The organism is Bifidobacterium thermophilum (genome assembly GCF_037482445.1).
GTDB lineage: Bacteria > Actinomycetota > Actinomycetes > Actinomycetales > Bifidobacteriaceae > Bifidobacterium > Bifidobacterium thermophilum_B.
Window position 1 is genome coordinate 199,017 of sequence record NZ_JBBHLY010000003.1, and the last position, 14,013, is coordinate 213,029.

The 14,013-nt window shown below is 64.2% G+C and carries 10 protein-coding genes; all 10 read left to right on the plus strand.

All coding sequences use genetic code 11. The features are described 5' to 3' along the window. The first annotated feature begins 786 nt into the window (after positions 1-786). The 10 genes from WD012_RS03550 (at position 787) to WD012_RS03595 (ending at position 13,022) form a co-directional block, all read left to right on the plus strand. Positions 787-2,028: an ABC transporter substrate-binding protein gene (locus WD012_RS03550; RefSeq protein ID WP_339562411.1), complete on the plus strand. Its 1,242-nt coding sequence runs from the start codon at positions 787-789 to the stop codon at positions 2,026-2,028. A gap of 298 nt (positions 2,029-2,326) precedes the next feature. Beyond that, positions 2,327-3,259 carry a fluoride efflux transporter FluC gene (locus WD012_RS03555; protein WP_339562412.1) on the plus strand — a complete coding sequence of 311 codons (933 nt, stop codon included), beginning with the start codon at positions 2,327-2,329 and terminating at the stop codon, positions 3,257-3,259. Beyond that, positions 3,256-3,624 carry a fluoride efflux transporter FluC gene (locus WD012_RS03560; protein WP_339562601.1) on the plus strand — a complete coding sequence of 123 codons (369 nt, stop codon included), beginning with the start codon at positions 3,256-3,258 and terminating at the stop codon, positions 3,622-3,624. Before WD012_RS03555 ends, WD012_RS03560 begins: the two co-directional genes overlap by 4 nt. A gap of 183 nt (positions 3,625-3,807) precedes the next feature. Beyond that, the gene (locus WD012_RS03565) at positions 3,808-4,917 is read left to right on the plus strand and encodes a LacI family DNA-binding transcriptional regulator (protein ID WP_339562602.1); all 1,110 of its coding nucleotides are present in this window, start codon (positions 3,808-3,810) and stop codon (positions 4,915-4,917) included. 201 nt (positions 4,918-5,118) lie between these two features. After that, the gene (locus WD012_RS03570; protein ID WP_339562413.1) at positions 5,119-5,922 is read left to right on the plus strand and encodes a FadR/GntR family transcriptional regulator; all 804 of its coding nucleotides are present in this window, start codon (positions 5,119-5,121) and stop codon (positions 5,920-5,922) included. Continuing rightward, complete coding sequence (locus tag WD012_RS03575; RefSeq protein WP_339562414.1) at positions 5,919-7,022, plus strand: acetamidase/formamidase family protein; 1,104 nt, start codon at positions 5,919-5,921, stop codon at positions 7,020-7,022. Before WD012_RS03570 ends, WD012_RS03575 begins: the two co-directional genes overlap by 4 nt. 152 nt (positions 7,023-7,174) lie before the next feature. Next, positions 7,175-8,509, plus strand: a complete 1,335-nt coding sequence (locus WD012_RS03580) for a chloride channel protein (protein WP_339562415.1) — start codon at positions 7,175-7,177, stop codon at positions 8,507-8,509. A gap of 823 nt (positions 8,510-9,332) precedes the next feature. Next, on the plus strand, positions 9,333-9,650 hold the full coding sequence (locus tag WD012_RS03585; protein ID WP_339562416.1) for a DUF1653 domain-containing protein: 318 nt from the start codon (positions 9,333-9,335) through the stop codon (positions 9,648-9,650). Between the two features lie 185 nt (positions 9,651-9,835). Beyond that, positions 9,836-11,347 (plus strand): sucrose phosphorylase, encoded by a 1,512-nt coding sequence (gene gtfA / locus WD012_RS03590; protein WP_339562417.1) that lies wholly within the window; start codon positions 9,836-9,838, stop codon positions 11,345-11,347. Between the two features lie 70 nt (positions 11,348-11,417). Beyond that, the gene (locus WD012_RS03595) at positions 11,418-13,022 is read left to right on the plus strand and encodes an MFS transporter (RefSeq protein ID WP_339562418.1); all 1,605 of its coding nucleotides are present in this window, start codon (positions 11,418-11,420) and stop codon (positions 13,020-13,022) included. The last annotated feature ends 991 nt before the right edge of the window (positions 13,023-14,013 follow it).

The following is a 14,013-nucleotide window of genomic DNA, read 5'->3' on the forward strand; positions in this document are numbered from 1 at the left end:
ATCGTGGGTTTTGGGTGTTGATTCCACTGGTGCGGCTGGTTCCGTGGCGCCCATCCCATCGTGTCATGCCGGTCTGGTTCCCGGACCCGCATGATTCCAAGGTTCGGTGATTCTTGGACTCCGCTCCTGTCATCGCTCTCTTCGGTTGCTGTTCCACGCCGTGGGTCTCGGTGCTCGATTTGAACTGCGAGCGTCGTTATCGGGTCTGGCAAGTGGCCGAATCATGCCACTGCCATGTCCCAGTTTCCAAGACATAACCCGTCATCGTGGGACTATCATCGTGGGACTTTTCGTGTGATTCGTGGTTTGGCTCGTAAACTCCCATCGGACTGATATTGGGTGTGTTGGTATTTCAACGTTTTCCGTGTCACATTATCGCCAAATCCCGTTTCCATGGATAAACTCCCGGGAGATTATCCGCTTTCTTGCGTTTTCGCTTGGAACTCCCGCGTTTCCTCATATTCCCGATGCTGATGCCCGTCGCCGACGACTCCTTGCACCCCACGCCCCGAGCCCATGCGCCCGACCCCCTCCCCAACATTTCCTGTTGTTTTCGCATGTCACGGTCAGGAAACATCCGGCACACGCCCGTGTTGCAAATCCTGCTTAGATTCTCGGGTAAACGAAGCGATTGACCACCAAGGTCCGCCGATTGGCCACATCACCGTAATGTCCAACCGGACCGCCTCGTAGCAACGAACAGCAATGCATCAGTATGGAGAGAGGAAACTGATCATGCGATATTCAACGACATCGGCATCATCACCATGCAAGCAACGCAAACCCATGAAGCATACTCTGATGTGCGCCACGGCGGCCGTCGCCGCATTGACCCTGGCATTGTCCGGTTGTGGCTCGTCATCGTCGAGCGGCTCGGCCTCGAGCAGTGCGAGCGGCGGATTCGTGCTCGGCGCCCTGTTCCCGCAGACCGGCTCGCTGGCGTACATGTCCCCGCAGGAGGAAGGCGCGGTCAAGCTCGCGCTCAAGGATATCAACGATGCCGGCGGCGTGCTCGGCAAGAAGGCCACGTCGGTGAGCGCCGATACGTCCGACGCCGACCATGCTGACCAGAACACGTCAGGCACCCAGTCGGTGCTGTCCAAGAAGCCGTCCGCGATCATCGGCCCGGCGTCCAGCTCCGTCGTCAAGAACGTGTATAAGGAGATTTCCGCGGCAAAGGTCCCGCTGATCTCGATGGGCGCGACGTCCGCAAGCCTGTCCGGCGTCGACCCGTATTTCTTCCGCACGGTCGCCCCTGATAGCGTGCAGGGCGCGGTGCTGGGCAGCGTGATCGCCCAGGATGGCGTGCAGAAGCTCGCCATCGCCTCGTTCAACGATGATTACGGCACCGGCCTGCGCGACACGATCGCCAAGACCGCCGAGGCTGCCGGCGTGGATGTCGTGTACGGCAAGGATCAGGCCTTCGACCCGACCGAGACGAACTTCTCCTCGCTCGTGTCGACCATCAAGGCTTCCAACCCGGATGCCATCGCCGTCATCGCGTTCGACCAGACCAAGTCGCTGATCAAGGAGATGATCGCCCAGGGCGTCGATACCACGAAGCTGTACCTGGTCGATGGCAACACCTCCGACTATTCCAGCACCTTCGACAAGGGCACGCTCAAGGGCGTGACCGGCACGATCCCGGGCGCCCACGCGAGTGCGGACTTCCAGAAGAGGGTCAAGTCCATGGCGAGCGGTGTCAAGGATTACACGTATGCGGCCGAAACGTATGACGGCGTGATCCTGTTCGCGCTCGCCGCGCAGAAGGGCGGCAAGGCCGATGGCGAGACCATCCAGAAGAACCTGCTCGCGGTGTCCGGCGCGAACGGCGGCACGAAGTGCAAGTCCTACAAGGAGTGCGTGGCGCTGCTGAAGGACGGCAAGGATATCGAGTATGTCGGCCAGACCGGTATCGGGCCGTTCAACAAGAAGCATGATCCGAGTTCCGCGAATATCGGCGTGTACAAGTTCGGTGAGGATAACAAGCCGGTGTTCGACCACGCCCAGTCCGGCAAGGTGTCGTGACCTGCGGGGACGCCTTGTCCCGTCTGATATGACGGGCCTGTGATGACCGGTGTCGCAAGCGCGCAATCGCTTGCGGCACCGGTTTGTCGTGGGTTGTGGCGTTTGTCGTGGGTTGTGGCGTTTGCTGCGCGTTGCGCCGTCCGGACCGGGCGCGTGCGGGTCGCGCAGGATGTGTGGGGCGTGCGGCCGGCGCGTCGGCGTGCGTTTGATGCTTGCGGTACCATGGGGGATTGCCGCATATCGCGGTGATGCGAGTAAGTATGGCGTGTTTCGCCGCGTGATTGTTCGGGAGTGACAGATGGCAGAACATAAGGGGCGGGACGCCGGGGTCCCGGACGTGGGTGGTGCCACCCCACTGGCGGATGCGCCCGATGGGATCGGTCCGGCCCCGGCGCACGAGCCGAAGCCCGAGACCTTGGCAATGCAGAGGGTCGAGCCGGAGGATGAGCCTGTCGGTGCGGCCGCGTCGCCGAATCCCCCGCAGATCTCCCTGGCCCCCATCAAGAAGCTGCGCGCCCAGTTCAACCCGCTGGCTGACGGCCTGGTGTATCTGGTGGTGTTTATCGGCGGGTTCGTCGGCACTGCCGCACGCTATGGGCTGTCGGCGTTGTGGCCGACCCATGATACGGGATTCCCGGTGGCGACGTTCGTGGCGAATATGGTCGCGTGCCTGCTGTTTTCCTTGCTGACCGAGACGATGGCGTCCGCGTCGTGGCTGCGCCGGCGGGTGCGGCAGCTGGCCAGCCGTGGGCTTGGGTTGGGGTTGTGCGGCGGATTATCGACGATGTCGACGGTGATGCTGGAAGGCTTGCGTGACATTCTTGGCCATGACCCGTGGATGGCGGTCTCGTATATGCTTGCGAGCATGGTGGGCGGCGTGCTGTGCTGCGTGGCCGGCGTGTGTCTCGCCCACGTGTTCACGGCGTCCCGGGCGGCGCAGTCGATGCGCAGGATGTCTTTGGGGTCCGGTCCCGCCCATGGCGGCAGTCATGCGAAAGGCGCGCCGTCGCATGGCGCCTATGCCGTGAAAGCGAACCAGGGTGCCGTTGCGGTCGGTGTCGGTCCCGGCGAACCCGTTCATCCCGGCGATAGGGCGGGCGCGGGTACGGGTACGGGTGCGGGCGCGGGTGCGGTCGTCGCGGCCGATGGCATGCCGGCATCGTTTGAACCGACGCCGATCACCGCGGAAATCCCGATGGTTCCCGATCCCGTGACCGGGGAGGTGCACTGATGCTGCTCGTATGTGTGTTCGGCGGGCTGGGGACGATGGTCCGCTACATTTTCGACGTGTCGATCCGCCGCTGGTGGCATCACGCGTTCCCCCTGGCGACTCTGCTGGTCAATGTGATCGCCTCGTTCTGCGCGGGCATGGCGGCCGCCGGGTATGCGTACCATACGGTGGACCAGGCGACGAGCCTGATGTTCGTTGCCGGGTTCCTGGGCGGAATGTCGACGTTCTCGGCTGCGGTCAGCGAGATGGTGTCGCTGGCGCGTAATCGCCGTTGGTGGTTGGCGCTCGCATACGCGGCGATCAGCATGGTAGTGCCGTTGGTGTGCGCGGCGGCGGGCTGGGCGCTTGTGGTCCTCGCCCGGTGACGGGCGCGCGTGGCGGTGCATGCCTGTTGGCGTGGGTGCCGAGGAGGCAATCCGGAGCGTCGCGTTCGGCATCGAACCGTTTCGATAGTACAATGGCCGGTGTCAGGATGGCAGATGCCGCGTCTGCGCGTCGACACCCCGAAGGCGGGGCGGCCGCAGGCAAGGAACCGCGAGGAGCAGGACATGGTCGGGATGCGTGACGTGGCCAAAAAGGCCGGGGTGTCGGTAAGCACGGTGTCGCTGGTGGTGAACGCCTCCGGCTACGTTTCGGACGAGATGCGCAGCAAGGTCGAGCGGGCGATGCGCGAACTGGACTACATCCCCAACGAGCTGGCGCGCAACCTGTACCGGGGGCGTACCGGCCTGGTCGGCGTGATCGTGCCGACACTGCGCCACCCGTTCTTCGCGACACTGGTGTCCGCGCTCCAGGGGCGGCTGTCGCAGCGCAACCTCCAGACGCTGCTGTGCGCCACCGATGATGCCGACACCGGTGAAGCGGAATATGTGGGCCGCCTGCGCAGGCATATGATGGACGGCATCATCATGGCCGCCCACACCGACCATCCAGCGGATTACTGGGAGTCGATCGGCAGGCCCGTGGTCGCCTTCGACCGGGTGCTGGGCGACACCATCGCGACCGTGCGCTCCGACCATGAGCAGGGCGGGCGGCTGATCGCCCGGCAGCTGGTCGGCACCGGTGCCCGGCATGTGGTGATGGTCGGCGGCCCGCGCAAGCAGTTCGACGACCGCGGCGACGGCGTGACCACCTTCCCCACGGTCCGGTACTTCCGGATGCTGGGCCGGCAGTGCGATGCCGCCGGCATACGGCACGAATACGTGGAATCCGGCGCGGTTTCGGACGTTGCAGGCTGCGTACAGGCCGTGCACGCGCTATTCGACCGCATCGAGCCGGCCATTCGGGGCGTTCGCGACGGCGGTGATGCGGTGCCGGTCGACGCGATCGTCGGCTCCGACGTGGTCGCCTCCTGCGCGGTGCGGGAGGCGCTGTCGCGCGGGCTGCGCGTGCCGCAGGACCTGCAGGTTATCGGCTATGACGGCACATATCTCGCGGATTGCGCGGGCATGACCCTGAGCGTGGTCAGGCAGGATTTCGACACGCTCTCCGAGCGGCTCGCCGACCATATCGTCGACGCCATCGACCGCACCGGTGATTCCGCTTCCGCCGGCGGTCATGCCGAAGACAGCCATATCGCCGGCGGACCCGCCGGGCATGCGGTCGATATCGTGCCGGTATCCCTGCGTACCGGCGACACCACCCGGCCTGTCGCCTAGCGGCCTGCCGGGCGGGGATGGTCCTGGGGCAGGGAGGGCCCGTCTTCTCCGGGAATTGGTCCAGTGGTCGTCCACTTGCCGACCACTGCGAAACCCCGCGGAAATACGGCGATGATTGGCTGTCACCAGTATGAGGTGCATGCCAAGAGGTCCAATCCAACCCGCGGCCGTGCGCCATCGGAACGACACCGGGAGACGGCCATGGGCGACAACGACAGTGACGGGACATTCCTCGCATCCGCTGCGGGCAAACCCGCCGAACTGGCCTCCATACTCGCCGGCCGGATCACAGCAGGACAATACCCGCCCGGCACGCGACTGCCCGGCGAACGTGAGCTCGCCGCGACCTTCCATGTCTCACGCGGCACAGTCCGCGATGCCGTCGCCATCCTCGCGCAACGCCACGTGGTGCGCACCAAATGGGGTGCCGGCACCATCGTGCTGGATACCGACGAGGCGTCCCTCGCCATCGAGGCGGTATTGAGGCAAGCCGACCACGAACGCGGCAATATCCGCGAGCTGCGGGACCTGGTCGAGCCTGCCATGGCCGCACTCGCCGCACGCAGGGCATCGCCCTCGGACCTAGTGACCCTCCACGGCATCATCGACCACACCGACATCCGGATGACGCCACGCGAATCCTTGCGAATGGACATGGCGTTCCATCTGGCGCTCGCCGAAAGCACCGGCAATCCGCTGCTGGCGGCGCTGCTGCGGTTTGTCAACGATTCCGCGGAGGCCACGCGGGCCGGTACGCACAGCACGATTACGAGACGCCGCGTCTCATTGGATGGACACCGTGCGATCTTCGCGCGCGTCCAAGCCGGTGACGCGCCCGGGGCCCAGCAGGCGATGCTTGACCATCTGCGGGCCATCGGCGGGATGGACGTCCTCGGCATCCAGCCGCAACGGCCGGCAGGGCCGATGGAAGCAACGAGCCCAACGACATCAACGACATCAACAAGGCCAACGGCACCAACGAGCCCAACGAGGAGCGAACGATGAGCATCATCCACCTGCCAAGCCATCCGGATACCGTGCGGTGGGGCACCCTGCCCGCCCGCGGCGACCGTCCCGTCGCCGCCATCGACGCTGGGGACACGTTGCGCATCGACACGCTCAGCCATGAGGGCCTGCTGGAAGAACAAGGCAAGGATCCGCTGGGATTCTTCCAAGCGCAGGGCGTCGCGGCATCCGACATCCTCGCGGACGCGGCCGCCATCGCCACCGAATCGGACCATCCGCATGGTTCCGGGCCGCACGTGGTCAACGGTCCGGTCAAGGTGCGCGGGGCGAAGCCCGGAGACTGGCTGGCCATCGATATCCTCCGGCTCTCCCCACGCGTCGACTACGGCATCATCTCGAATCGTCACGGCAAAGGCGTGCTGCCGTCCATGCCCGAAGCCGGGCGGCGGACGGTCAGCATCTTCGCCCGGCGCATGCGCGTACACGGCAAGGACGTTGGCGTCATGCGGAAAACCGGCCCGGATGCGATCGACGCCTACCATACGTACCTGGCCGGTGGTGCGCCAGCGAGCCTGCCCGAGCCGGATGACCCCGATACGGTGGCCTTCCCGCTACGCCCGTTCCTCGGCATCATCGGCGTCACGCCGGACGCCGGCGAGCATCTGAGCACCGTACCGCCCGGGGATTTCGGCGGCAACCTCGACATCAACCTCATGGTCGAAGGCACGCGCCTGTACCTGCCGGTATTCGTAGACGGCGCCGGCCTGTACGCGGGCGACCCGCATTTCGCGCAAGGCGACGGCGAGGTCGCGCTGACCGCGCTCGAAGCGTCCCTGGAAGCCGACCTGCGTGTCGGGGTCATCGCCGGGCCTGATTTCACGCGGCGTTTCGGTGTGTTGCAGGGGCCGCTGCTGGAAACCCCCGACTACCTGGTGACCACCGGCCGCGCCCTGCGCCTCGATGACGCGCTGGAACATTGCGTGGAGGAATCCCTGCGCCTGCTGGTCGACGGCTGCGGCTTCGACCGCGCGCACGCCTACGCGTACCTCAGCGCCGCCGCCGACTTCGATATCTCCGAGGCGGTGGACATCCAACGCGGCGTCCATGCGGCAATCCGACGGGCCGATATCGGCCGGTAGCAAGGCAGGACAGCGGCAGCACGGCAGTCGGCGGATGCCGGATGCCGGCAGAAGCAGGCGCATCCCTCCCGTCGCCGCATACGCCGAAGATGAGTACGGGACCGTTGGAACACAATCCAGCCTGATTCGGCCCAGCAGATGAAAGAGATGACATGGTACAAGCAGACACCACCACCGGACGCACCAACGAACCGGCGGAACAAACCGACACCGGCAGACAGCGCCTGGCGCGCCTCGCCGCGGCGACAGCCATCGCGTCCGCGCTCGCCGGCGTGGCGGCCGGCCTGCTCACGCTCATGCTCTACGGCGTGGAGCACGTGTTCCTCGGCTATGTGGAAGGCGTTTCGGCCCCCGGCCCGTTCGCGGTGCCCGCGTGGCGGCGGGCGGTGTCGGTGTTCGTAGGGCTGTCGGTTGCGGCGGTGATCTGGTGGCTGCTGCGCACACGCACCACCAAAGTGCCGTCGGTCAAACAGGCGGTGGGCGGTTCGCGCATGCCCGCGTGGCAGACCGTGGTGCATGTGGCGTTGCAGATTTTCATCGTCGGTTCGGGTGCCTCGATTGGCCGCGAAGTCGCCCCGCGTGAATTGGGTGCGCTGCTCGGCCAGCGTTTCGCGGCGTTGACCCGCCTGGACAAGCGGGATACGCGCACACTCGTCGCGATCGCCGCCGCCGCAGGCCTCGCCGGCGTCTACAACGCGCCGCTCGCCGGGACCTTTTTCGCCGCGGAGATCCTGCTGCATGAGATCAGCCTGGAAACGGTGGCTTTGGCGTTCGGTGGCTCGGCCCTGGCGGCATGGACGGCCTCGCTGATTAAAGGCACGCACACGTTCTACGATTTGGGGCATGTCAGCGCCCTGTTCACGCCGGACCTCATCGCCTTCGCGCTGATTGCCGGCGCGGTGTGCGGAGTGTGCGGCGCCCTGTTCCGCCGCGGCTCCGCATGGGCGGAATCGCATAAATCCACCGGTACCACGTTGCTGTGGACCATGCCGCTTGCCGGCGCGCTCACCGGCATCGCCGCCATCTGGCTGCCGCAGCTCATGGGTAACGGCCGTGCCTTGGGACAGTTGGGGTTCTCGAGCGCGGTTGAACTGTCGGTCATTCCGGGGCTGCTGATCGGATTCGCGGCGAAAGCCGTACTGACCCTGCTGACCATCCGTTCCGGCGCTTCGGGCGGTGTGTTGCAGCCGGGCATCGCGCTGGGCGCGTCGATGGGCGCGATCCTCGGCGTGCTGTGGATGACGTGCTTCCATACGAATGCGCTCGCCGTATATGCGTTGATCGGCGCGTGCGCGTTGCTGTCCGCCTCCCAGCAGGCGCCGCTCATGGCGACCTGCCTGGTGATGGAGCTCGCCGCCGCGCCGGTCAACCTGTTCGTGCCTGCGGGGTGCGCGGTCGCGGTGAGCGCGCTGGTGTGCAAGGCGCTCATGCCGCGCCTCGACGCGTGGCACCCGCTCGCCGACATTGCCGCCCGCGCTCACCGCTGACCGCTTTTCTCGAGCTGCTTGTGCTGGTGTGCGCTTACCGGTGTTGGCTGGTGCTTGCCAGTGTCTGAGTGTAGACAATTCATGATGTCGGTTGCGCAAGTACGAGCTTGGCAATGGCCGGGTGTGCGGCCCACCTCCACCGCTTCTACCGACGCTGAAGCTACCGTCAGTGTCGGTGGAGGGTTGGGATTCTGTTTCTGCCGCCGTTGACTGGCTGGTGAGTGTCGGTAGAAGGTTGCAGAGCGCGATGATGACGGTCGGGACTGGGTTCGCTCGTGATTGTTGGTTTCCGTTGACGTGTTGCCGGATGCGGAGGATTGGATGCGGGGTGTGGGAGATTGCGCCGAATCCGTCGGGGTGGCGATGATCTCCCGGGAGAATCGTCGGGTTCGGCCGCGTTCTGCGGGAACTCCCAACGACATCGTTGGAATCATGCGGTTCGCAAAATCATGCCGTTGGGAGTTTGTCGCCAGATAGACGCAATCGCGCTAATCCCCCACGGGCGGCCGGGGCTTTGCGCATTTGTGGCCCGTCTCGGCGTAAAGTCCCGATTATCTCGGGAATCATGTGTCCGTATCCGCAGAATCGAATGTCGAAACGCACGGTATGGCAAAGCGACCATGGAACGGGGGAGTGCCGTGCAATGTTCACTGCCATAGGATCGTTGATATTCTGCGGTTTTTGATTCCGTGTCACAGCTGTCTCTGCCAGCCTGACTCTCCGCGGCAGCACAATCGGTCCTCGAAATTCACCGTATGGAAAAGTAACCGTGAGCAGGACGGATGTGCGACGCTCACCGCCCCGCCCGTGTACGATGCGAGGCATGAACAACAGCCAAGTCCCCCGCATCCCAGCCGAAACCGCCCCGCCCGTCCCCGCGCAATCGCACTCCGGCCGTCGCATCCTCCGCGGCCGCATCTACCGCCATTTCAAGGGCGATCGGTATCTTGTGGAGGATTTCGCCACGGATTCCGAGTCCGGCCTGCCGGTGGTGGTGTATCGCAAGCTGTATGGCGATGGTTCGCTGTGGGTACGTCCGCTTGAGATGTTCGCCGGCGAGGTCGACCATGCGAAGTATCCCGAGGTCCGGCAGCGTTACCGGTTCGAGCTTGAGGATGTCCCCAGCGTGAATCATCGCTGAATTCTTGCCGCAGACCGCGTGTCGCATGGTGTTGTGGGCATCCCGTCGTGTACAATATCGAACCGGTTCGATACGTGTTCGAGCGTGTGTTGTGCGGACGGTGATTCGAATCGCCAAATCCAACAAAAACCGCCGAAAACCCGTTACACTGAAAGTGTTCTGTGTTTGGCACCAAAGGAGGGTCAATGAAGAACAAGGTCCAACTCATCACTTACGCCGACCGGTTGGGTGCCGGCACCATCGCGTCCCTGACCGACGTGCTGCGCACCCGCTTCAAGGGCGTCTATGAAGGCGTGCACATCCTGCCGTTCTTCACCCCCTATGACGGCGCCGACGCCGGCTTCGACCCGGTGGATCACACCAAGGTCGACCCGCGTCTGGGCACCTGGGACGACATCGCCGAACTGTCCAAGACCCACGACATCATGGTCGACACCATCGTCAACCACATGTCCTGGGAATCCGAGCAGTTCCAAGACGTCATGAAGCGCGGCGAAGACAGCCCCTACTACCCGATGTTCCTCACCATGTCGAGCGTCTTCCCCGACGGCGCCACCGAAGAGGACCTCGCCGGCATCTACCGTCCGCGCCCGGGCCTGCCGTTCACCCACTACACGTGGGGCGGCAAGACCCGCCTCGTGTGGACCACCTTCACCCCGCAGCAGGTCGATATCGACACCGACTCCAAGGAAGGCTGGGATTACCTGCTGTCCATCCTCGACCAGCTGTCGCGCAGCCACGTGAGCTACATCCGCCTCGACGCGGTCGGCTACGGTGCCAAGCAGGCCAAGACCAGCTGCTTCATGACCCCCAAGACCTTCGACCTCATCGGCCGGATCAAGGCGGAAGCCGAATCCCGCGGGCTGGAAACGCTGATCGAAGTGCACTCGTACTACAAGAAGCAGGTCGCCATCGCCAGCAAGGTCGACCGCGTCTACGACTTCGCGATCCCGGGCCTGCTGCTGCACGCCCTGACCACCGGCAAGACCGAGCCGATCGCCCACTGGGTCGACGTGCGCCCGAACAACGCGGTCACCGTGCTCGACACGCACGACGGCATCGGCGTCATCGACATCGGCTCCGACCAGCTCGACCGCAGCCTCAAGGGCCTCGTGCCCGACGAGGAGGTCGACCAGCTCGTCGAAACCATCCACGAGAACACCCACGGCGAATCCCGCGCCGCGACCGGTGCCGCCGCCAGCAACCTCGACCTCTACCAGGTCAACTCCACGTACTATTCGGCGCTCGGCTGCAACGACCAGCATTACCTCGCCGCGCGTGCCGTGCAGTTCTTCCTGCCCGGCGTGCCGCAGGTGTACTATGTCGGCGCGCTCGCGGGGGCGAACGACATGGATCTGCTGCATCGCACGAATGTCGGCCGTGACATCAACCGGCACTACTATTCCGTAGAGGAGATCGACCGCAATCTCGAACGTCCGGTCGTCAAGGCACTCAACGCCTTGTGCCGCATGCGCAACCAGCTTGACGCGTTCGACGGCGAATTCACCTTCAACCGTGACGGCGATGCGCTGACCTTCAGCTGGACGGGCGAGACCACATCGGCGAGCCTCACGTTCGAACCGAAACGCGGCCTGGGCGTTGACAACCAGGCTTCCGTGTGCACGCTGCGCTGGTCGAATGCGGCCGGCGAGCATGAAACCGACGATCTGCTGGCGGACCCGCCGACAGTCGCCTGAAACAAGGCGCCTGCCGCCGGCACCGGGAACCCGGCCGGCGGCAGACCCCGGATAACCAAAGGGGGTTGCCATGAGCAACAACAATGAGGCTGGCGGAGCTGCCGGTCAGAAACCCGGCAACGGTTATGTCCGCCCGGGTATCGATGACCGTCCTGATCTGGACAAGGCGTTGACGCCGGAACAGAAAAACGCGGTGAACCGTCTCGCCGTTCCGCTCCCCGAAAAGCCGCAGGGCGAGGATTCCGCAGCGTCTGTGGGTATTCAGGAGACGCGTATGGTCGCGGAAAGCGGTAGTCCGGTCGCCGCGATGGCGAGTTCCGTGGATGCAGCCGTGCTCGACCCGAATTCGGCGTTCAACGACATGCGCGACCCGATGGTCAGCGCCGATGGGCATCGGCCGTCGAAGACCGAGATCGTGCGCCTCGGCGTCGGCTTCACGCTCAGCGCCGTCGCCTGCGCCATCCCGTGGGTCGCCTTGAGCGCGGTCATCCTGCCGCAGGTGCTGGAGAACATCGATCCGGCCACCAAGGAGTCCATGCTCGGCACCATCAACGCGGTCGGTTCCATCGTCGCGCTGCTGGCGAACGTGATTTTCGGCACGCTGTCCGATATGACGCGCAGCCGGTTCGGCAAGCGTAGCCCGTGGATCGTGCTCGGCGGCCTGATCGCCGGCCTGTCCGTCGGCCTGATCGCCCTCGCCCAGCACAGTTTCCCGGCGATCCTCGTGCTGTGGTGCTGCGCCCAGCTCGGCTATAACGTGATGCTCGCCCCGTTCGTGGCGACCATGTCCGACCGTGTGCCCGACAAGGTCCGCGGTACGATTTCCGGTTTCTATGGTGCCGGTATCGCCGCCGGCCAGACGCTCGGCAACGTGGTCGGCGCCAAGCTCAACGACAATGGCGCCGCCGGTGTCACGCTCGGCTGGCTGATCGGTGCGGCGGTGTTCGCGCTGATCGGCATCATCACGGTCGCCATCTGGCCGCGCGAGGGGTCCAACAAGAACGAGAAGCGCGAGGAAATCACCGCGAAGTCCGTGCTCATGAACTTCCGTCCGCCGCGCCATGCTCCTGATTTCTACTTCGCGCTCGTGGGCCGCACCCTGATGATGGGCGGCTACTGGATGATCAACAGCTACCTGTTCTATATTTCGCAGGATTACATCTACGCGGGCCAGTCGCATGCGAAGGATTCCGCGAACGCCCTGATCGCCGTGATGGGCGTGATCACGCTGGTGGTTTCGCTGATCGCCGCGCTGACCGCCGGCCCGATCACCGACAAGATCGGCCGTCGCAAGCTGCCGGTCGCCTTGGCCAGCTGCCTGTTCGCCGTCGGCATCCTGATGCCGCTGCTGATTCCGACCCGCACCGGCATGCTGCTGTTTGCCGCGGTCGCCGGCCTCGGCTACGGCGTGTACAACGCGATCGACCAGGCGCTGAACGTCTCCGTGCTGCCGAATCCGGAGGAGGCGGGTAAGGATCTGGGCATTCTGAACCTTGCGAATACGCTGTCCACGGTCATCGGCTCGGTGTTCACCTCATCAATCATCAGTGTGTCGAAGAGCGTCCATCATGTGACGGCCACCCCGCCGTCCGCCTACCGCGTGGTGTTCATCGTGGCCATAGCGATCGTGCTGATCGCCGCCTACCTGATCATGCGCATCAAGAAAGTGAAGTGACGCGTCGCGTCGCGTGAACGCGAATCATGATACCGGCCGGATGCCTGCCTGTCCTCATTGTGGGGCGGAACGGGCGCCCGGCCGCTTGCGTTTTCGCACTGGCTGTGCAGGCGCGAAGGCATCCCGGCATACCTGCGGTCGCAGCGCCCCAATCTGGCGAGATGTTCGGGGCGGAGTCCGGAAAACTCTCGGATCCGCCCTTCTGCTGCGGGATATTGAGAGATTGTTCTGGATATCTCGTGTCCGGATCTGTTTCCGCGAGATGTTCAGATTCTGGCGGGTCGCCACAGTGATGGTGGATTCTCGAGAACCGCGGAATATCAACGATGTGGGGATACCTCGTTCGTGTGGGCTGGTCCATTGAGTCTCAATAGCTCTCGGATTTGCATTCCCGTCAGGGTTTTTCAGAGATTTTCCTGAACATCTCGCCGATTTCGACGTTTCGCTGAGATATTGGGATTGCGCATTGGGAACTGACGGTCGGCTCCTCGTAACCAATTTGTGAGACGGACGCGATCGATGACGATTCGTGACGAAGTCAGGCCTCAGGATGTTCCTCGGGCATCTTGATGATCTGGATGCTGCGGGTCAACTCCTGATTGAGAATGTTGGGAATCCGCGGTCTGCACGCATGCCGACGAAATCCATCGTGGGAGTTTATCGCGTTTGCGCTGATTCGGCGATAACCTCCCGGCGGCATGATGTTGCGGGTCGCATGATTCCAACGATTCCGTCGGGAGTTCTGGCAAAACCCGTTCTGATCCCACTGTTCTCCCGGGAGATTATGCGCCTGCCGGCCGATTCGTCGCAATCCCCCGCAAGCCGGCTGTACCGGTACAGTACCCGTCCGGAATGCGCCGGCCATGAGCCCGAGAAACCCGCCTTGCCCCACAACCCCCACCCCCATCGAAGTCAATCGTTCAACCCATTGAAATTACAGGCATCCCTCCGTGTCCACATAGTGGACACGACTTCCCGGATCAGCGCCCAC